Annotated in this window: 16 protein-coding genes; 11 read left to right on the forward strand and 5 right to left on the reverse strand. The window is 70.3% G+C overall.

Annotated features, from left to right (window positions below; all coding sequences use genetic code 11):
- Positions 1 to 210 precede the first annotated feature (210 nt).
- From OG746_RS33515 to OG746_RS33535, 5 genes are all read left to right on the forward strand, one after another.
- On the forward strand, positions 211 to 1,911 hold the full coding sequence (locus OG746_RS33515; protein WP_266721519.1) for an ATP-binding protein: 1,701 nt from the start codon (positions 211 to 213) through the stop codon (positions 1,909 to 1,911).
- On the forward strand, positions 1,908 to 2,315 hold the full coding sequence (locus OG746_RS33520; RefSeq protein WP_266721521.1) for a roadblock/LC7 domain-containing protein: 408 nt from the start codon (positions 1,908 to 1,910) through the stop codon (positions 2,313 to 2,315). The genes OG746_RS33515 and OG746_RS33520 overlap by 4 nt, the downstream gene beginning before the upstream one ends.
- Positions 2,312 to 2,719, forward strand: coding sequence for a DUF742 domain-containing protein (locus tag OG746_RS33525; protein ID WP_266721523.1), 408 nt, complete (start codon positions 2,312 to 2,314; stop codon positions 2,717 to 2,719). The genes OG746_RS33520 and OG746_RS33525 overlap by 4 nt, the downstream gene beginning before the upstream one ends.
- The gene (locus tag OG746_RS33530; RefSeq protein WP_266721525.1) at positions 2,700 to 3,344 is read left to right on the forward strand and encodes a GTP-binding protein; all 645 of its coding nucleotides are present in this window, start codon (positions 2,700 to 2,702) and stop codon (positions 3,342 to 3,344) included. Before OG746_RS33525 ends, OG746_RS33530 begins: the two co-directional genes overlap by 20 nt.
- Before the next feature lie 79 nt (positions 3,345 to 3,423).
- Positions 3,424 to 4,974, forward strand: coding sequence for a cytochrome P450 family protein (locus OG746_RS33535; RefSeq protein WP_266721527.1), 1,551 nt, complete (start codon positions 3,424 to 3,426; stop codon positions 4,972 to 4,974).
- Between the two features lie 72 nt (positions 4,975 to 5,046).
- Here the strand turns inward: OG746_RS33535 and OG746_RS33540 are convergent, their stop codons facing one another.
- Genes OG746_RS33540 through OG746_RS33550 form a run of 3 tightly spaced genes read right to left on the reverse strand, consistent with a single transcriptional unit; the run spans position 5,047 to position 7,832 of the window.
- Positions 5,047 to 6,006: a pseudouridine synthase gene (locus tag OG746_RS33540; protein WP_266721529.1), complete on the reverse strand. Its 960-nt coding sequence runs from the start codon at positions 6,004 to 6,006 to the stop codon at positions 5,047 to 5,049.
- Between the two features lie 33 nt (positions 6,007 to 6,039).
- On the reverse strand, positions 6,040 to 6,873 hold the full coding sequence (locus OG746_RS33545) for a siderophore-interacting protein (protein ID WP_266721531.1): 834 nt from the start codon (positions 6,871 to 6,873) through the stop codon (positions 6,040 to 6,042).
- A 50-nt stretch (positions 6,874 to 6,923) separates the two neighbouring features.
- Positions 6,924 to 7,832, reverse strand: a complete 909-nt coding sequence (locus tag OG746_RS33550; RefSeq protein ID WP_266725597.1) for a 5'-3' exonuclease — start codon at positions 7,830 to 7,832, stop codon at positions 6,924 to 6,926.
- A 291-nt stretch (positions 7,833 to 8,123) separates the two neighbouring features.
- On the opposite strand from OG746_RS33550, the gene OG746_RS33555 reads away from it, so the two are divergent.
- From OG746_RS33555 to OG746_RS33570, 4 genes are all read left to right on the forward strand, one after another.
- The gene (locus OG746_RS33555) at positions 8,124 to 9,266 is read left to right on the forward strand and encodes a quaternary amine ABC transporter ATP-binding protein (protein WP_266721533.1); all 1,143 of its coding nucleotides are present in this window, start codon (positions 8,124 to 8,126) and stop codon (positions 9,264 to 9,266) included.
- Entirely contained in the window at positions 9,259 to 11,868 is a 2,610-nt protein-coding gene (locus OG746_RS33560) for an ABC transporter permease/substrate binding protein (RefSeq protein WP_266721535.1), read from the forward strand. Before OG746_RS33555 ends, OG746_RS33560 begins: the two co-directional genes overlap by 8 nt.
- A 242-nt stretch (positions 11,869 to 12,110) precedes the next feature.
- On the forward strand, positions 12,111 to 12,692 hold the full coding sequence (locus tag OG746_RS33565) for a helix-turn-helix domain-containing protein (RefSeq protein WP_266721536.1): 582 nt from the start codon (positions 12,111 to 12,113) through the stop codon (positions 12,690 to 12,692).
- A 169-nt stretch (positions 12,693 to 12,861) separates the two neighbouring features.
- The gene (locus OG746_RS33570) at positions 12,862 to 13,578 is read left to right on the forward strand and encodes a helical backbone metal receptor (protein WP_266721538.1); all 717 of its coding nucleotides are present in this window, start codon (positions 12,862 to 12,864) and stop codon (positions 13,576 to 13,578) included.
- Here the strand turns inward: OG746_RS33570 and OG746_RS33575 are convergent.
- Positions 13,547 to 14,668 (reverse strand): TDT family transporter, encoded by a 1,122-nt coding sequence (locus OG746_RS33575; protein ID WP_266721540.1) that lies wholly within the window; start codon positions 14,666 to 14,668, stop codon positions 13,547 to 13,549. The genes OG746_RS33570 and OG746_RS33575 overlap by 32 nt on opposite strands.
- 70 nt (positions 14,669 to 14,738) lie before the next feature.
- Here OG746_RS33575 and OG746_RS33580 point away from each other — a divergent pair, with 70 nt between their 5' ends.
- Both OG746_RS33580 and OG746_RS33585 read left to right on the forward strand, forming a co-directional pair.
- Positions 14,739 to 15,674, forward strand: a complete 936-nt coding sequence (locus OG746_RS33580) for a LysR family transcriptional regulator (protein WP_266721559.1) — start codon at positions 14,739 to 14,741, stop codon at positions 15,672 to 15,674.
- A 517-nt stretch (positions 15,675 to 16,191) separates the two neighbouring features.
- The gene (locus tag OG746_RS33585; RefSeq protein WP_266721561.1) at positions 16,192 to 17,178 is read left to right on the forward strand and encodes an aminoglycoside phosphotransferase family protein; all 987 of its coding nucleotides are present in this window, start codon (positions 16,192 to 16,194) and stop codon (positions 17,176 to 17,178) included.
- Here OG746_RS33585 and OG746_RS33590 read toward each other — a convergent pair.
- Positions 17,132 to 17,830, reverse strand: coding sequence for a gamma-glutamyl-gamma-aminobutyrate hydrolase family protein (locus tag OG746_RS33590; RefSeq protein WP_266721563.1), 699 nt, complete (start codon positions 17,828 to 17,830; stop codon positions 17,132 to 17,134). The genes OG746_RS33585 and OG746_RS33590 overlap by 47 nt on opposite strands.
- Between the last annotated feature and the right edge of the window lie 117 nt (positions 17,831 to 17,947).

The raw sequence follows: 17,947 nt of genomic DNA on the forward strand, positions 1-17,947 counted from the left end.
ATTCCTGTCATGGGGCCGATTTCAGGGCCTTGCTGAATATGACCCGGCGATGATCCGGTCGGACTAAGCTCGCTCACAGCGCACCGAGTTGAGATGGATTCGGCCGCTTGTTCCCTTCTGCGCCGAAGCTTCCCGAAACGGCGCAATTGAAGCGTGACGAACCATCCCGAATCTCCGACGTTCCCAGACCCGACCGTTCAGAGGGCATACATGGTGAGTGTTCAATCGCCTCCCGGTGGCCGAGAAGTCCCCTATCTGCGCGTGCTGTTGCTGCCCGCCATGGTCATGGCGGCCGCCACCGGAGCGGCCGCCGCCCTGGTCGCGGAGCCCGCTCGGGCGGCCGTCGCCCTGTGCGGCGCGCTCGGCATGCTCCTCGTGCTCGCCGTCTCCGCCGAAGCGGTCCGCCGCGGCCGCGTCAACAGGGCACAGCGCGCCCAATACACCCGGCACGTAGCCGAATTGGAAGCCCATATAGCCGCTCAGGAGCACCGCACGATGCGGGTGGCCAAGGAGGTCTTCCCGCACGCCCTGTACCGGATGGCGAGCGGTGACAGGCCGCACGACGCCGTCCGCAACACCTGCGACTCCGAGCCCGCCTTCCGCGATGTCACGCCGGGCGAGCGCGAGTTGATGAGCATGGCCCTCAAGGAGATCGACAACGAGATCACGATGCGGGACGCGGCGCAGCGCGCCTTCGTCTCCGTCGCCCGTCGCGTCCAGGCCATCGTGCACAAGCAGGCAGAGGAACTCCGCGAGATGGAGGAGGACCACGGCCGCAACCCCGAGGTCTTCGACGACCTGCTGCGCGTCGACCACGGCACGGCGCTGATCGGCCGACTCGCCGACTCCGTCACCGTCCTCGGCGGCGCCCGCCCCGGGCGGCAGTGGCCCAAGCCCGTCAAGCTCTACAGCGTGCTGCGCGGCGCCATGTCGCGCATCCTCGAGTACCCGCGCATCGACCTGCACGCCATCTGCGACGTGGCCATCAGGGGCGTCTCGGTCGAGCCCGTCATCCACGCCTGTGCCGAACTCCTCGACAACGCGACCCGCTACTCGCCGCCGACGACCCGCGTGCACGTCACCGCGGTCGAGGTGCAGACCGGCATCGCCATCGAGATCGAGGACGGCGGCGTCAGCCTCAGCGAGGACCAGCGCCGCAAGACCGAGGCGATGCTGGACAAGGCCAAGGCCGGCTACGACCTCAACGACCTCGGCGAGAACCCGCGGCTCGGTCTCGCGATCGTGGGCCGGCTCTGCGCGATGTACGACATGCAGATCTCGCTGCGCCAGTCCGCGTACGGCGGCGTGCGCGCGGTGCTCGTCGTGCCGCGCGCCATGATGAGCACCCAGTACGCCCCGGGCCTCGCCCACGGCATCGGCGCCTCCGCCGTGCCCCGCGTCGACCACAAGGGCGTACCGGTCAAGGAGGAGCCGCGGCTGAAGAAGACGCGCCGCCCCACCACGGGACCGCGTCCCGTCACGGGCCCGCGCCCTTCCGCCCCGCTCGTCGCCGCGATGGAGGACGACGTTCCCGTGGTCACGGAATGGCGGCCCAACGGCCTGCCGCAGCGGCGCAGGAAGTACGACACGAAGGTCATCGAGGACCAGATCATCGTGACGCCCCGCAACCCGGACCTCTCGATGCCGCCGTCCGCGGCGGAGCCCGCCCCGGCGGCGTACGGGAATCCGGCACCGGCCGCCGCCCCACCCGGGCAGCCGGACCAGCACGGCGGGGCCGAACAGCCCGAACCCGGCCTGTGGGTCGAGGCGTTCATGAACGGACTGAAGCCCGAGGGGGGCCAGGCCGAGGCGGCCGACGCGGTGGGGGAGACCGCGCAGGACCCGGGGGGTTCGGCCAAGCCGCATGACGACGCGTACAACCAGCAGGTCGACGAGGGAGACCACCAGTGATCCAGCAAAGGGCCAATTTCGACTGGATGCTCAAGGAGCTCGCCGAGTGCGTGCCCAATGTGAAGCAGGTGGTCGTGCTCTCCTCGGACGGGCTGCGCATCGCCCGCTACGGCGGTGATCCGGACGCCGCCGACCGGATCGCCGCCGCCTGTGCGGGACTTCAGTCCCTGGCCTCCGCCGTCGCCACGGAGATCCCGGAGAGCAGCGGCAAGATGAACATGGTCATCATCGAGGTCGACGGCGGCTTCTTCTATCTGATGGCCGCGGGCAAGGGCGCGTATCTCGCCGTGCTCGCCGACCAGTTCGTCGACGCGGGCCTCGTCAGCCACCAGATGCGCGATCTCGTCATCCGGATCGGCGCGCATCTGACGAGCCCGCCACGGCGCAACGGCCAGACCGTATGACGCACCGTCCTCCCGAACCCCCGTTCAGGGAACCGCCGCCGAAACGGGAGCGGCGGGCGCAGCAGGGCGACGGAAAGCCCGACCCGGAGCGTCTCTACGTCATCACGGGCGGCACCGACGGAAGCGACCGCGCGCCGCTCGACCTGGTGTCCCTGATCGTGGCACGCGGCGATCCGCCGCCGGCCTCGCCGCCCGAGCAGGCCTCCGTCATCCGCCTGTGCAAGACGCCCTTGTCGACGGCTGAGATCTCGGCCTACCTCCAACTGCCGTTCAGCGTGGTCACCGTGCTGCTCGGCGAACTTCTCGCGGCCGAGCTGGTGCAGGCGCGCGCGCCCGTGATCCGAGGCGCGGTCGCGGACCGTTCCCTTCTCGAAGCGGTGATGCATGGACTACAGAAGCTCTGACAGCACGGCCGGGGACACCGCGATGAGCGTGCACATTCCGGGGCCCCGGGCCGAGGAACGACTGCCCGACACCGTCACGTCCGCCGTCAAGATCGTCATCGTGGGCGGCTTCGGCGTCGGCAAGACCACCATGGTCGGCTCCGTCAGCGAGATCCGGCCGCTCACCACCGAAGAGACCATGACGCAGGCGGGCATCGGCGTCGACGACAACTACGGTTCGGAGACCAAAACCGCCACGACCGTGGCCATGGACTTCGGCCGGATCGGCATCACCGAGGAACTCGTCCTGTACCTCTTCGGCACGCCGGGGCAGGAGCGGTTCTGGTTCCTGTGGAACGGCCTGTTCGAGGGCGCTCTCGGCGCCGTCGTGCTCGTCGACACCCGCCGCCTCGAAGTCAGCTTCGACGTGATCGGGCGGCTCGAGGAGCGCGGAGTGCCGTTCGTGATCGCCAACAACACGTTCCCCGACGGGCCGCGCTACCCCACGGAGGAGCTGCGCAAGGCCCTCGACCTGGACCCCCACGTCCCCATCGTCGAGTGCGACGTACGCCGCAGGGCGTCGAGCCGCGAGGTGCTGCTCACGCTGATGCGATTCCTGCACGAGATGGCGCTGCACCACGCCTGATCCTGCACGAGATGGCGCTGCACCACGCCTGAGTGCCGCTCGACCGAATTCTGTTGACCACACCGACCGGAGCGAACCCGTGACGTCACCCTCCCAACCCCCGCAGTCGCCAGCCGGATTCGACGCCCCCGGAGACTCCGCGCTCGCGCCGCCGCCCGGCTGCCCCGCACACGCCTTCGGCCCCGACGGCCTTCGCCGGCTCTACGGCCCCGAGGCCGACGCGGACCTCGCCGGTGTCTACGAGAAACTCCGCGCCGAGTACGGCCCGGTCGCCCCGGCGCTCATCCACGAGGACGTCCCCATGTGGACGGTCCTCGGGCACAGCGAGAACCTCCAGATGGTGAGCACCACGGCCCTGTTCAACCGGGACTCCCGGAACTGGACCGCCGTCAGGGACGGCACCGTCAAGCCCACGCACCCGCTCGCCCCGGTCTTCACCTGGCAGCCCATGTGCGCGATGGAGGAGGGCGCCGAGCATCTGCGGCTGCGCAGCGCGGTCAACGACGCCGTCGAGACCGTCGAGCACCGTGATCTGCGCCGCGCCATCAACCGGGCCACGCAGGAGATCATCAACCGGTTCTCCGAGCGCGGCCGCTGCGAGGTCGTCAGCGAGTTCGCCGAGCATCTCCCGATGATGGTGATGCTGGAGCTGCTCGGCGCACCCGAGGCCTACAGCGAGCGCATCGTGCAGGCCACGCGCGACCTGCTCAAGGGTGGCGAGACGGCCATCGCGTGCAACGAGTACCTGATGGGGATCCTGACGGACCTCGCCGTGCGGCGTCGCGCCGAGCCGCTCGAGGAGGACTTCACCAGCACCCTCATCACCTCCCCCTCCGCGCTCAGCGACGACGAGGTCGCGCAGACTCTGCGGCTCATCCTCATCGCCACGTACGAGGGTTCGGCCAACCTCATGGTGAACGTGCTGCGCGTGGTGCTCACCGACCCCCGGTTCCGCGCGCGACTCAACGGCGGGCAGATGACCGTGCCGGAGGCGGTCGAGCAGTCGCTGTGGGACGAGCCGCCGTTCAGCGCCAACGTCGGCTACTTCGCCAAGGCGGACACGGAGCTGGGCGGGCAGCGCATCCGCGCCGGGGACGGCCTGATCTTCGGCATCCAGCCGGGCAACGCGGACCCGAGGGTGCGCCCCGAACCCGGCGCTCACATGCAGGGCAACCGCTCGCACCTCGCGTTCGGCGGCGGCCCGCACGAGTGCCCCGGGCAGGACATCGGGCGCGCCCTTGCGGAGATCGGGGTCGACGCGTTCCTGATGCGCCTGCCCGACGCCGAACTCGAGATTCCAGAGAGCGATTTGAGGTGGGTCTCGACGATCATGGGGCGGCATCTGGTGGAGCTGCCGGTGGACTTCACGCCGCGTCCGCCGCAGGACGTGAAGTCCCAGCCGGGCAAGCTGCCTTCGCAGCGGCCGGACTGGAAGATCTCCTCGGGCCTGCCGCCCACGATGCCGTCGGGCGCGATGCCGCCGGTGACGACGCCCGAGGCCGCGCCCGCCGCGCCGGCTGCTCCCGACCCGGCCGCGCAGCCGTCGCACCCGCACGCCCACCCGCACCGGCAGACGCCGGCCAGGCTCGGCGCCTGGCAGCGCTTCCTGCGTTGGTGGCGCGGCGAGTGATCAGGTGGGCGCGGTGAACGGACCGGTCGGCCAGGTGAATGAGCCGGCCGGCGCAGTGGATGAGCCGGTTGCCTAACCCGGCCCCTGCTCCCACTCCTCGTACGAGGTCCAGGCCGTGAGCTCCCTCCGGCTCACGAAGCGGTGCTCGCGGCCGCTCACCGGGTCCGTGAACTCCAGGGTCCGGGAGAGGAGTTGGAGGGGGCGCCGGAAGTCGTCGTCCGCAGCCCGGTCGGCGACCTCCGGGAAGAGCGGGTCGCCGAGGATCGGCAGGCCGACGCGGTTCATATGGACGCGCAGCTGGTGCGTGCGGCCGGTGTGCGGGGTGAGGCGGTACAGCGCCATGTCCCCCTTGCGCTCGGCGAGTTCGATGCGGCTCTCGGCGTTCGGCTCACCGCCCGGCACCTCGAACGCGGCGAGCCGGCCGGGCACCTTCTCGATCCGGCCGCGCAGGGTCACGGGGAGCTCCACCCCCGGGTCGTACGCGGCCACGGCCTCGTACTCCTTGGTGACCCGGCGGTCGCGGAAGAGGGTCTGGTAGTGGCCGCGCTCCTCGGGCCGCACCACGAACAGGACGAGCCCGGCCGTGAGCCGGTCGAGGCGGTGGGCCGGGCTCAGCCGCTCGATGCCGAGGTCGCGGCGGAGCCGGGCGAGCGCGGTCTCGGTGACATGGCTGCCGCGCGGTGTCGTGGCGAGGAAATGCGGCTTGTCGGCGACCACGATGTGCTCGTCGCGGTACACGACCTCGACGGGGAACGGCACGGGGACCTCGGGCGCGAGCTCCCGGTGGAACCACACGGTGCCGCCCACCTCGTAAGGGCTGTCGGCGGTGACCGGACGCCCGTCCGCGGTCACGAACGCCCTCTGCGCGATCATCCGGTCGATCACCGTGTCCTCGGCGGGGAGCCGGTGCACGAGGTGGTCCCGGACGGTGCGCCCCGGGCCGCCCTCCGGCATCCGCACGCGGACGGCGTCGATGCCTTGGCGCTGCGGGAGCGGGGAGGGCGGCGGGGCGGGGCGCTTGCGTCTTCTCACAGAGGGAAAGGGTACGGCGGCCGGGGCGCAGGATCAGGCCTCCTGCTCGGCCTCCACCTGCGCGTTCCAGTCGCGCTTCGAGGCCTGCCAGCCGTCCTCGTTGTGCCCGAGGCGCCAGTAGCCGGAGATCGACAGGTCCTCGCGCGGGATCGCGCGGTCGATCCGCAGGTGCCGGCGCAGCTCCTTCACGAAGCCCGCCTCGCCGTGCACGAACGCGTGCGGGCGGCCCTCGGGGAAGTCGAGCCCGGTCACCGCGGAGATGAGCGCCTGCCCGACCGGGCGGCCCGCGCGGTGCAGCCAGGTGACCTCGACGGGCGAGTCGATCTTCTGCTCCTCCTCGGGGCCCTCGACCTCGATGAAGGCGTGTGCCCGCGTGCCCTCGGGCAGCGCTTCGAGGGCGGCGGCGATCGCCGGCAGCGCGCTCTCGTCACCGGCGATGAGGTGCCAGTCCGCCGTGGTGTCGGGGTGGTAGGCGCCGCCGGGGCCCATCATGTGGATGGTCTCGCCCCCTTCGACGCCCGCGGCCCAGGGCCCGGCCAGGCCCTGGTCGCCGTGCACCACGAAGTCGAGCGTCAGCTCAAGAGTCTTCGGGTCCCAGTAGCGCACCGTGTACGTACGCGTCACGGGCCACTGGTCGCGGGGCAGCTCCTCGCGGATCCTGGCCACGTCGAAGGGCTCTTCGTAGGTCACCCCGGCCGGCGCGAAGAGCAACTTCACGTAGTGGTCGGTGTGTTCGAGCTCTTGCGGGAAGTCCGCGAGCCCCTCACCGCCGAGCACCACCCGTCGCATGTGGGGCGTGATGCTCTCGGCGCGCACGACCTGCGCGGAGCGGGCCTTGCGGGGCGGGCGTGCGGGGCGCTCGGCCATGGGCGGTCTCCCTGGATTCACAGTTAGTTAGGTATACCTAAGCTAACACCTCATTCTGAGAGGGTGGTGAGGAGGCGCTGCAAAGAACCTCCCAAGCCCCAGCGGGCCGCCAACTCGTCGAGGGTCGCGGCATCGTGCGGCTCACGCGGCAGGGCCGTGTCCACCTCAGGCAGCGGTACGTCGCCGGCGACGAGCACCACCGTCGGCGCCACCGCCAGATACGGGCGCGCCTCGTCGAGCCGCCTGCGCTGCGTCGGCGTCAGCTTCGACTTCGGGTCGTCGACGGCCGCCATGATCCCGGCCAGGTCCCCGTACTGCGCGAGCAGCTTCGCCGCCGTCTTCTCGCCGATGCCGGGCACGCCCGGCAGCCCGTCGCTCGGATCGCCGCGCAGCAGCGCCATGTCCGCATAGCCGGATCCGTCCACCCCGTACTTCTCGCGGAGCAGGTCCTCGTCCGTCACCTGCAGCGTGCCGACGCCCTTCAGCGGGTACAGCACGCGGCGCTCCAACTTGTCGTCGACCAGCTGGAAGAGGTCGCGGTCGCCGGTGACGATGTCGACCGGCCCCTCGGCCCGCCCCGTGAACGTACCGATCACGTCGTCCGCCTCGTACCCCTCGACGCCCACGCGCGCGATGCCCACCGCGTCGAGCACGGCCTCGATGATCGGGACCTGCGGGGAGAGGGTGTCGGGGATCTCCTCCTCATCCGGCGAGCCGGCCGCCGTCTCCTCGGCGACGCGGTGCGCCTTGTACGAGGGGATGAGGTCGACGCGCCACTGGGGGCGCCAGTCCGCGTCCATGCACGCCACCAGATGGGTGGGGCGGTGGTCGTGCACGAGGCGGGTGATGAATTCGAGGAGCCCGCGCACCGCGTTCACCGGGGTGCCGTCCGGGGCCTTCACCGAGTCCGGCACCCCGAAGTAGGCCCGGAAGTACAGAGATGCGGTGTCGAGCAGCATCAGGCGCCGGTCCGCCGATCCTGTCGTGGATGTCGTCTGGGTCACGTTCGCATCATGCCGCACCCCACTGACAGTCACCGACCGTAAGTACGTGATCAGCGTGAGTGAACACACTGTGAACTGGGTAACTTCCCCGTTTGTTTCAGATAAACGGGGGCAAGCGCAGCCACGGAGCGGTGCCGGTACGTACTTCAACTATTGAGGTCGACCGGTCAAGCGGACAGATCCGTATCGCTCTACGGCCCGCCGGCGGGGGAGGCGGGCCGTGTTGTTTCGACCCGAGAGGTGTATGTGTCCAGGCTTGAAGCCGAAGACCTGTACAAGGTGTTCGGCAGACGACCCGATGAGGCTGTGGAGAAACTCCGCAGTGGTGCAGACCGTGAGGAGCTGCGCTCCGAAGGAACCACCGCCGCCGTGATCGACGCGTCGTTCACGGTGGAGTCCGGCCAGATCTTCGTCGTCATGGGTCTGTCGGGATCCGGTAAGTCCACGCTCCTGCGGATGCTGAACGGACTCCTGGAGCCCACCGCGGGACACGTGCGCTTCGACGGTCAGGACCTGACGACGCTGGCTCCCAAGGACCTGCGCGAGGTGCGCTCCCGCAAGATCAGCATGGTGTTCCAGCACTTCGCGCTGTTCCCGCACCGCTCCGTGATGGAGAACGCGGGCTACGGCCTTGAGGTGCAGGGCGTTCCGCGTGCGGAGCGCGAGGAGCGGGCGATCGAGGCGTTGCGTCTGGCCGGTCTGGAGGGGTGGGAGAAGTCTTTCCCCGACGAGCTGTCCGGCGGTATGCAGCAGCGTGTGGGCCTGGCCCGCGCGCTCGCGACCGACGCCGATCTGCTGCTGATGGACGAGTCGTTCAGTGCGCTCGACCCGCTGATCCGGCGCGACATGCAGGACCAGCTTCTTGAGCTGCAGAAGACGCTGAAGAAGACGATCGTCTTCATCACGCACGATCTGAACGAGGCCATGCGTCTGGGCGACAACATCGCGGTGATGCGCGATGGTCGTATTGTCCAGATCGGTTCGGCCGAGGACATTCTCGTCACGCCGGCCAACGATTACGTGGCCTCCTTCACGCAGGACGTCGACCGTTCCCGTGTGCTGAGCGCGCGGGCGATCATGGCCGACGCGGAAGACGGCTACGACATGGCCGACGCCCCGGCGAGGGTCCACGAGGACGCGCCGATCGTCGAGCTCTTCACGCCGTGCTCGACGAGCGAGATACCCGTCGCCGTCGTCAATGACGAGGGCGAACTCCAGGGTGTGGTCCCGCGCGAGCGGCTGCTGGCCGTGCTCGGTGAGCCGATGAAGACCGTCGAGAACGGTACGAACGGTGAGGCCACCGGCCTCACGAAGGACAAGAAGGACGCCGTCCCGTCGCAGCGTGGCGAGGGCGACGAGCCGGCGGAGAAGGTGAATGCCGGTGCCTAGGATCCCCTTTGGTGACTGGGTCAACAGCATCGTCCAGTGGATGCTGACCCATCTCGACTGGCTGTTCGGCTTCTTCGAGAGCATCTTCAACGGTGTCTACAACGGCCTGAGCGACGTGCTTCAGGCGCCCGAGCCGCTGCTGCTCGCGGGCATCTTCGCCGTCATCGCGTTCTGGCTGCGCGGCACGCTCGGCGGTGTACTGACCTTCATCGGGTTCTGGTTCATCCAGAACCTGGAGCTGTGGGACGACGCGATGCTCACGCTGTCGCTCGTCCTGGTGTCCACGATCATCGCGCTCATCATCGGTGTGCCGCTCGGTATCTGGGCGGCGCGTTCGAACCGGATCAGCAATCTGTTCCGTCCGGTCCTCGACCTGATGCAGACGCTGCCGGCGATGGTCTACCTGATCCCCGCCATTCTGTTCTTCGGCTCGGGTGCCCCGGCCGGTATCGTCGCGACGCTGATCTTCGCGGTGCCGCCGGGCGTGCGCATGACCGAGCTGGGCATCCGGCAGGTCGACAAGGAACTGGTCGAGGCCGCCGACGCGTTCGGCACCAAGCCCAGCAACACGCTGTTCCGCGTGCAGCTGCCGCTCGCTCTCCCGACGATCATGGCGGGCGTCAACCAGGTCATCATGCTGGGCCTGTCGATGGCCGCCATCGCGGGCATGGTCGGCACCGGCGGTCTCGGTGGCGCGGTCAACGAGGCCATCGGTCAGCTGAACGTGGGTCTGGGTGCCGAGGCCGGCATCTCGATCGTGATCCTGGCGGTCTACCTGGACCGCATGACCAGCTCGCTCGGCCAGCAGGTCTCCCCGCTCGGCCGCCGCGCGCTCAACAAGCTGCGGTCCGCGCAGGGCCTGAAGATCTGGTCGTACCGTCCCCGCCCGGCGGTCGCCGTGGTCGGTGTCGTCGTCCTCGCGCTCGTCGCGGGCGGCATGGGCATGTTCGGGCAGAACAGCGGTGGGGCCACCCCGACCGCCGCGTCCACGAACGTGGGCCAGGGCAAGAAGATCTCCATCGGCTACATCCCGTGGGACGAGGGCGTCGCCTCCACGTTCCTGTGGAAGGAGATCCTCGAGCAGCGCGGCTTCGACGTCGAGACCAAGCAGTTCGACGCCGGCCCCCTCTACACCTCGCTCGCCGACGGCAGTGTCGACTTCCAGACCGACTCCTGGCTGCCGACGACGCACGCCCAGTACTGGAAGAAGTACGGCAAGGACCTCGAGGACCTGGGCTCCTGGTACGGGCCCACCTCCCTCGAACTGGCGGTGCCTTCGTACATGAAGGACATCAAGTCCATGGAGGACCTGAAGGGCCAGGCTGACAAGTTCGGTGGCAAGATCACCGGCATCGAGGCCAGCGCCGGTGAGATGGGGCTGCTCAAGAGCAAGGTGCTCAAGGAGTACGGCCTCGACAAGGACTACAAGGTCGTCGACAGCTCGACGCCGGCGATGCTGGCGCAGCTGAAGCGCGCGTACGCGGCGAAGAAGCCGATCGTCGTGCCGCTGTGGTCGCCGCACTGGGCGTACAACGACTACAAGCTCACCAAGCTCAAGGACCCGAAGGGTGCCTGGGGCAAGGGTGACGGGGTGCACTCGCTGGCTCGCAAGGGCTTCGGCAAGGAGTTCCCCGAGGTCAACAAGTGGGTCAAGAACTTCAAGATGAGCGAGAAGCAGCTCACCAGTCTTGAGGCCGAGATCAACAAGGTCGGCAAGGGCAAGCAGCCCGAGGCCGTCAAGGCGTGGCTGAAGAAGAACCCCGGCTTCGTCAACAAGGTCGCCCCGGTCAAGCAGGGCGCTCCGGCCGAGGCCAAGCGCCCGGTGAACGTGGCCTGGTTCCCCTGGGACGAGGACGTCGCGGTCACGCACCTCTGGAAGCACGTTCTGGAGAAGAAGGGCTACAAGCTCAACCTGAAGCAGATGGACGTCGGCCCGGTCTACACCGGCCTCGCCAGCGGTGACCTGGACGTCAACTTCGACGCCTGGCTCCCGCACGCGCAGTCCAACTACTGGGACAAGAACAAGAACAACCTCAAGGACCTGGGCAGCTGGTACAGCCCGACGTCCCTCGAGGTCTCCGTTCCGTCCTACGTGAAGGGCATCAAGTCCTACGAGGACCTCAAGGGCAAGGCGTCGAAGTTCGACGGCAAGATCATCGGTATCGAGGCCGGTACCGGCGAGATGAGCCTGCTGAAGAACGACGTGCTCCCGGCCTACGGCCTGGACAAGGAGTACAAGGTCGTCGACGGCTCCACGCCGGCGATGCTGGCGCAGCTCAAGCGCGCGTACGCCAAGAAGGAGCCGATCGCGGTCGTGCTCTGGTCCCCGCACTGGGCGTACAGCGACTACAAGCTGACCAAGCTCAAGGACACGAAGAAGGCCTGGGGCCCGGGTGACAAGATCCGGACCATCTCCAACAAGGAGTTCCCCAGCAAGTACCCGCAGCTCACGAAGTGGTTCAAGAACTTCAAGATGAGCGAGGGCGAGCTGGCGGGCCTGGAGTCCGAGATCAAGAAGCAGGGTCAGGGGCACGAGGAGGCGGCCGTCTCCAAGTGGCTCGAGACGCACCAGGACGTCGAGAAGCGGATGACCGCTTCCTGACCACTTTCTGAGGCGTGACCGATCGTGAGGGGCGGGTTCCCGAGAGGGAGCCCGCCCCTCACGGCGTTTCCGGCGCTCACATGAAACCGCGGGGTGAACATGCGTAGGGTGCAATCAAACGAATCGGGCGCATGAAGAACCGGGCGCGTGAAGAACCGGGCGCGTGAAGAACCGGGCGCATGAAGAACCGGGTGCATGAACAGGGAAACGCACAGGGCGACCGGCAGGAGGGAGCGGAAGTCATGGACGAACACAAGGAATCACTTCGCGTGGGCGCGGCCGTCCGACGCCGCCGCCGCTCCCTCGAACTGACCCTTTCGGCCGTCGCCGAGCGCAGCGGCCTGTCGGTGCCGTTCCTCAGCCAGGTCGAGAACGAGCGGGCGCGGCCCAGCCGCCGCTCCCTGGAGAAGGTCGCCGACGCGCTGGGCACCACCGCCGTCGAGCTCCTCGCCGCCGCCGACCCGGCCCACACCGTGGACCTGGTGCGCGCGGACGACACGGACGTGTCCGACCGCCAGGGCGGCACGGACTTCGTCGTACGGTCCCTGGTCCGCGGCCACCACCAGATGCACGCCCAGGAGTTCGTCGGCGACCACGACCCGGGCCGCGAGTTCCAGCTCCGCAACGACGTGCTGATGCATGTGACGGAGGGCGCCGTCGAGGTCGAGGCGGAGGGACGCGCGTACCGCCTCTTCCGCGGTGACACGCTGTACCTGACCGGTGGCGTGCGGCACCGGTGGCGGGCGACCGTGCCGGACGCGCGGGTGGTCGTCGTGGCGGTCGCCGAGCACATCGACGCGGTCGACGAGCCGGGCCCGAAGTAGGGTCTGTCGTTTGGATCAGGCCGGATCAGGGAGCGGGGGCCGGTGCGTGCGATCGCAAGGCGGAGGAGGGAGTCGACGCGGAGCGTCGGCAACCGACGACAACGCCGCGAGCGTGCGTGCCGGCCCCCGCGAGCCCGGCCTGATCCAAACGACAGACCCTGGGCCCGCCGTGCGTGTCGTCTCGCTTGTGCCGTCCCTGACGGAGGCGGTCGCCGTGACGCTGCCCGGGGTGCTCGTCGGCGCGACCGACTGGTGCACCCATCCGGCGGACCTCGACGTGGCCCGGATCGGCGGCACCAAGAACCCCGACGTGCGAGCGGTCGTCGCGCTGCGTCCGGACCTGGTCGTCGCCAACGAGGAGGAGAACCGGCCGGGCGACCTCGCCGACCTGCGTGCGGCGGGCGTCGAGGTGCTGGTCACCGAGGTACGTGAACTGCCGCAGGCGGTACGTGAGTTGGACCGGCTGCTGCGGGCGTGCGGGGCGGTGACGCGGCCGCGGTGGCTGGACGAGGCGGAGGCCGCCTGGAGTCAACTGGCCGTGCCCGAACGCCGGTTGACGGCCGTCGTGCCGATCTGGCGGCGGCCGTGGATGGTGCTCGGCCGGGACACCTTCGCGGGCGATCTCCTGGCCCGGCTCGGCGTCGACAACGTGTACGCGGGCCACGCCGAGCGCTATCCGCGCATCGCGCTCGACGAACTCCGCGACCGGAACCCGGACGTCGTGATCCTCCCGGACGAGCCGTACCGCTTCACGGCGGACGACGGCCCGGAGTGCTTCGATGGGCCGACCGCGCTGGTCGGCGGGCGCCATCTCACCTGGTACGGGCCGTCGTTGGCGCAGGCGGCGGTGGAGCTCAGCGCGGCGCTGCGAGCAGCCGTCCGCTGAGCAGGCCGCGTGCCGTGTGGACCGCGGCGACCGCCCAGACCGCCACCAACCCCACGTAGAGGACGACCGCGAGGCCGTCGAACACGGCGAGGCCCGTGTGCTTGCCCAGGCCCTCCGCGCCGGTCACGCAGGTGCCGACGGGGAAGGTGAACGCCCACCACGTCATCGCGAAGCCCATGCCCCGGCGGCGCGCCCGCAGGGCCATCGCGAGGGCGAGCGCCAGCCACAGCAGCGCGAAACCCATCACCGGGACCCCGTACAGGACGGCGAACGCGGTGAAACCGTGCGCGTACGAGGCGGGGAGCACGCCGCCCGCGACGTCCGCGAACTTGTTGGCGGCCGTCGTCGACTGGCCGAGCGGGCCCAGCACGAGGAACAGCGTCGGGGTCAGCAGCAGCGGCAGCGGGCCCGCCGTGACGAGCCGCGCGAAGATCACCGGCAGCATGACCAGGGTCGCCAGCAGGCTCAGTCCGAACATGGCGTAGCAGGCGAACAGCAGGGTCTGCTGCGCCTGACCGGCAGGCAGGTGCGGCAGCAGCAGAGGTCCCACGGCCGCGGACACCATCGGCGCGACGACCGGCAGCAGCCACACCGGCGAGGCCTCCTGGGCGGCGATGCGATGGCGCACCACCATCAGATACGGGATGGTGACCGCCGCGGCGAGCCCGATGACGGTGCCCACCGTGAACAGCACCGTGTCCACGGCGACGGCCGCTTCGAGGCCGATCCAGTCCTGTCCCACGAGGATCGTGCCCGCGCCCACCGCGAGGAGCGCCATCGAGAGGCAGCCGTAGAACGGTGCGGCCGTCGGGTCGAGCAGCTGTTCCCTGGCCCGGTCGCGGTGGTGCGTCCAGTGCAGCGCGCGGGCGCCGAGGAGGACGAGGAGCAGCACGAACGACAGGGCCCACACGGCTGTGAGGGCGGTGCGCAGGCCCGGGAACCGCACGGGCAGCGTGGCGCCGGCGTTGGCGATGATCGCGGTGCCCATGACGGCGGCGTACCAGTTGGGGCCGAGCTGCCGGACGGCGGCGCGGACGCCGGTCAGGGGAAGGGGGAGGGGACGGGGCGCGGGGTGGGCGGCAGTGACCATGGTTCTACGATCACGCCGGTCGACGGCCCCTAGTAGGGATGACCTCGCTATGAGCGCATAACCTGGCCTTATGAGCCAGGAGGACACAGGGATCACGGGGCACGCGCCGGACGCGGGGCTGGCACACCGCGTGCCCGAACTCGGCGCGCTGCAGCTGCTCCTCGCGGTGGCCCGCCTCGGCAGCCTCGGCGCGGCCGCCCGCGCCCTCGGCATCACGCAGCCCGCCGCGAGCAGCCGGATCCGGTCGATGGAGCGGCAGCTCGGGCTCGCCCTCGTCGACCGCTCGCCGCGCGGCTCCCGGCTCACCGACAGTGGGGCGCTCGTCACGGACTGGGCCCGGCCCATCGTGGAGGCGGCCGAGCAGTTCGATGCGGGGGCGTCCGCGCTGCGGGACCGGCGCGATTCGCGGCTGCGGGTGGCGGCGAGCATGACGATCGCCGAGTATCTGCTGCCGCGCTGGCTGATCGCGCTGCGCGCCGAGCGGCCCGACACGGCGGTGTCGCTGCTGGCCGGGAACTCGACGGCGGTCGCGGAGCGGCTGCTCGGTGGTGAGGCGGACCTCGGGTTCGTGGAGGGGCGCACGGTCCCTGCGGGGCTCGACTCGGCGGTCATCGCGCACGACCGGCTGGTCGTGGTGACGGCGCCGGGGCATCCGTGGGCGCGGCGCCGCAAGCCGCTGGCCGCGGGGGAGCTGGCCGTCACCCCGCTCATTCTGCGGGAGGAGGGGTCGGGGACGCGGCAGGTCCTTGACGCGGCGTTGGGTGGGTTGGCGCGGCCGTTGATCGAGCTGTCGTCGACGACCGCGGTGAAGTCGGCGGCGGTGAGTGGGGCGGGGCCCTCCGTGTTGAGTGAGTTGGCGGTGGGGGAGGAGTTGGGGGCGCGGCGGCTCGTGGAGATTCCGTTGGAGGGGGCGGAGTTGAGGCGGGAGTTGAGGGCGGTGTGGCCGACGGGGCACCGTCCGGTGGGGCCTGCGCGGGACCTGCTGTCGCTGACCCGGTCTGGGTGAGGCGGCGGGTGGGTGTGGCGGGCGGTGTGGCGGGCTGCGACGGGGGTGCGGTCGCGGGGCTCTGCCCCGGACCCCGCGCCTCAATCGCCGGCGGGGCTGGAAAGATCGGGGCTCTGCCCCGGACCTCGCGGGCTCTCGTCCAAGAGCGGGGCTTGATTTGGGGCTCTGCCCCGGGCCCCGCTGCTTGATGGCCGCAGGGCTTGAAAGATCGGGGCTCTGCCCCGGACCCCGCTGCTCAATCGCCGCAGGGGCTTTAATTGCCCAGCCGCCGCTGCTTGGTCGTCGCAGGGGCTTGAATGGGGCACTCGCCGCCGAGGCCGCTGGTTGTGGGCCGTCGCCGTCGAGACCGCTTGGATGGGGCGCTCATCGTCGAGACCGATTGGATGGGGCGCTCGCCGGCGAGGCCGCTTGATGCGGGCCGTCGCCGTCGAGAGCGCTTGATGGGGTCTCCCCGTGCTGAGCGAGACTCGGCGAAATCGGGTGGCGGTGGGGTGGGTGGTGGCGGGAGTATCGGGGCATGGAGTCAGTGCCCTCTGCCGCCGGTGTGCGTACTCCCTGGAGTGCGCTCCCCGGCCCTGTTCGGCGTGGTGTCGAGGAGGTGCTCGGGGCCGGTGTCGTGGAAGCCGTGACGCAGGGTGGGGGGTTTTCGCCCGGGGTTGCTGTGCGGGTCGTGCTTGACGATGGGCGGCGGGCGTTCGTCAAGGCTGTCAGTGCCGAGGTGAATCCGGTCAGTCCCCGGTTTCATCGGCGGGAGGCGCGGAACGCTGCCGCGCTGCCGGTCGGGGTGCCCGCTCCGCGGCTGCTCGGTGCCTACGACGACGGGACCTGGGTCGCCCTCGCCTTCGAGGACGTGGCGGGGCGCCAGCCTCATGTGCCGTGGCGGGACGGGGAGTTGGGGAGGGTTCTGGACGCTGTGGGTGAGCTGGCCCGGGTTCTCACGCCCGCCCCGTTCCCCGCGCGTGCCGTCGGTGACGAGCTCGGCGCGGGCTTCAACGGCTGGCGGGTGCTGCTCGACCAGGGGCGGACGGCGGACGCGGGACTCGATCCGTGGGCCGTCCGTAATGTCGAGTGGCTCGCCGAACTCGCCGCGCCCTGGGGCACTTTCGCGTCCGGTGACACGCTCGCGCACGCCGATCTGCGGGCCGACAACATGCTGCTCACGCCGGGCGGCGTGGTCTTCGTCGACTGGCCGCACGCCATGCGCGCCGCCCCCTGGTTCGACCTGCTGATCATGCTGCCGTGCGTACGGGCGCAGGGCGGGCCCGAGCCCGAGGGGGTCTTCGCGGGGCATCCGCTGGGGCGCGCGGCCGATCCGGAAGGTGTCACCCGGACGCTCGCCGCGCTCGCCGGGTTCTTCCTGGAGCACGCGGCCCGGCCCGCGCCGCCCGGCCTGCCCACGCTCCGGCCCTTCCAGCGCGCGCAGGGCGACGCCGCCCTGGCCTGGTTGCTGACCCGGCTCAGAAACCGTGCGGCGTACCCGCGGCCCGTACCAGACCTTCCGTGACCCGGGCGTCCTCGCCCATCTCGGGGTGCCACTGCACGCCCATCACCCAGGACATGCCGGGGAGTTCGACCGCCTCCACCGTGCCGTCGTCCGCGTGGGCCGAGGCGACCAGGCCCCTGCCGAGGCGGTCGACCGCCTGGTGGTGGTAGGTCGGGACCTCGGTGGGCTCGGGGACGAGGTCGCCGTAGCGGGTGCCCGGCAGCGGAGTGACGGTGTGGGTGCCGAAGGTACCGATCTCCTTCACGTGGCCCTCGATGTGCTGCGTGAGCGTGCCGCCGAGGGCGACGTTGAGGAGCTGCATGCCGCGGCAGATGCCGAGCAGCGGCGTGCCGGACGTCAACGCGGCCCGGATCAGGGCGAGTTCCCACGTGTCCCGCTCCCCGGCGGCCGGCCCCGTGCGCGGGTCGCGCTCCGCGCCGTACCGGACCGGGTCCACGTCGGGGCCGCCCGCCACGATCACCCCGTCGAGCCGGGCCACCACCGACGGCGCGTGCTTCGGGTCGTCCGGGGGCGTCATCGCGGCGAGCCCGCCGGATTGCTGCACGAGCCGGGGGTAGCCGATGGGCAGCAGCGCCGCGGGCAGCTCCCAGATGCCCCAACTGGCCCTGTCCTCCAGGTAGGTGCTGATGCCGATCAGCGGCCTGCTCACCATGGTGTCGCGCTCCCCGATGCCGTTCCCCGATGCCGTACGTACCGAGCACCCGAGCGTACGAGATCACGACGCACGCCACCGGGGCGTTCAGCATGCGGGCAGCGCCACCGGGGCAGT

The organism is Streptomyces sp. NBC_01016 (assembly GCF_026341035.1).
Taxonomy (GTDB): domain Bacteria; phylum Actinomycetota; class Actinomycetes; order Streptomycetales; family Streptomycetaceae; genus Streptomyces.

Excerpts from the sequence above, each read along its gene's own strand:
- OG746_RS33515 (WP_266721519.1), top strand. The coding sequence starts at position 211 with ATGGTGAGTGTTCAATCGCCTCCCGGTGGCCGAGAAGTCCCCTATCTG.
- OG746_RS33525 (WP_266721523.1), top strand. The coding sequence starts at position 2,312 with ATGACGCACCGTCCTCCCGAACCCCCGTTCAGGGAACCGCCGCCGAAA.
- OG746_RS33530 (WP_266721525.1), top strand. The coding sequence starts at position 2,700 with ATGGACTACAGAAGCTCTGACAGCACGGCCGGGGACACCGCGATGAGC.
- OG746_RS33545 (WP_266721531.1), bottom strand. The coding sequence starts at position 6,873 with ATGGCCGAGCGCCCCGCACGCCCGCCCCGCAAGGCCCGCTCCGCGCAG.
- OG746_RS33550 (WP_266725597.1), bottom strand. The coding sequence starts at position 7,832 with ATGCTGCTCGACACCGCATCTCTGTACTTCCGGGCCTACTTCGGGGTG.
- OG746_RS33565 (WP_266721536.1), top strand. The coding sequence starts at position 12,111 with ATGGACGAACACAAGGAATCACTTCGCGTGGGCGCGGCCGTCCGACGC.
- OG746_RS33575 (WP_266721540.1), bottom strand. The coding sequence starts at position 14,668 with ATGGTCACTGCCGCCCACCCCGCGCCCCGTCCCCTCCCCCTTCCCCTG.
- OG746_RS33580 (WP_266721559.1), top strand. The coding sequence starts at position 14,739 with ATGAGCCAGGAGGACACAGGGATCACGGGGCACGCGCCGGACGCGGGG.
- OG746_RS33585 (WP_266721561.1), top strand. The coding sequence starts at position 16,192 with ATGGAGTCAGTGCCCTCTGCCGCCGGTGTGCGTACTCCCTGGAGTGCG.
- OG746_RS33590 (WP_266721563.1), bottom strand. The coding sequence starts at position 17,830 with ATGGTGAGCAGGCCGCTGATCGGCATCAGCACCTACCTGGAGGACAGG.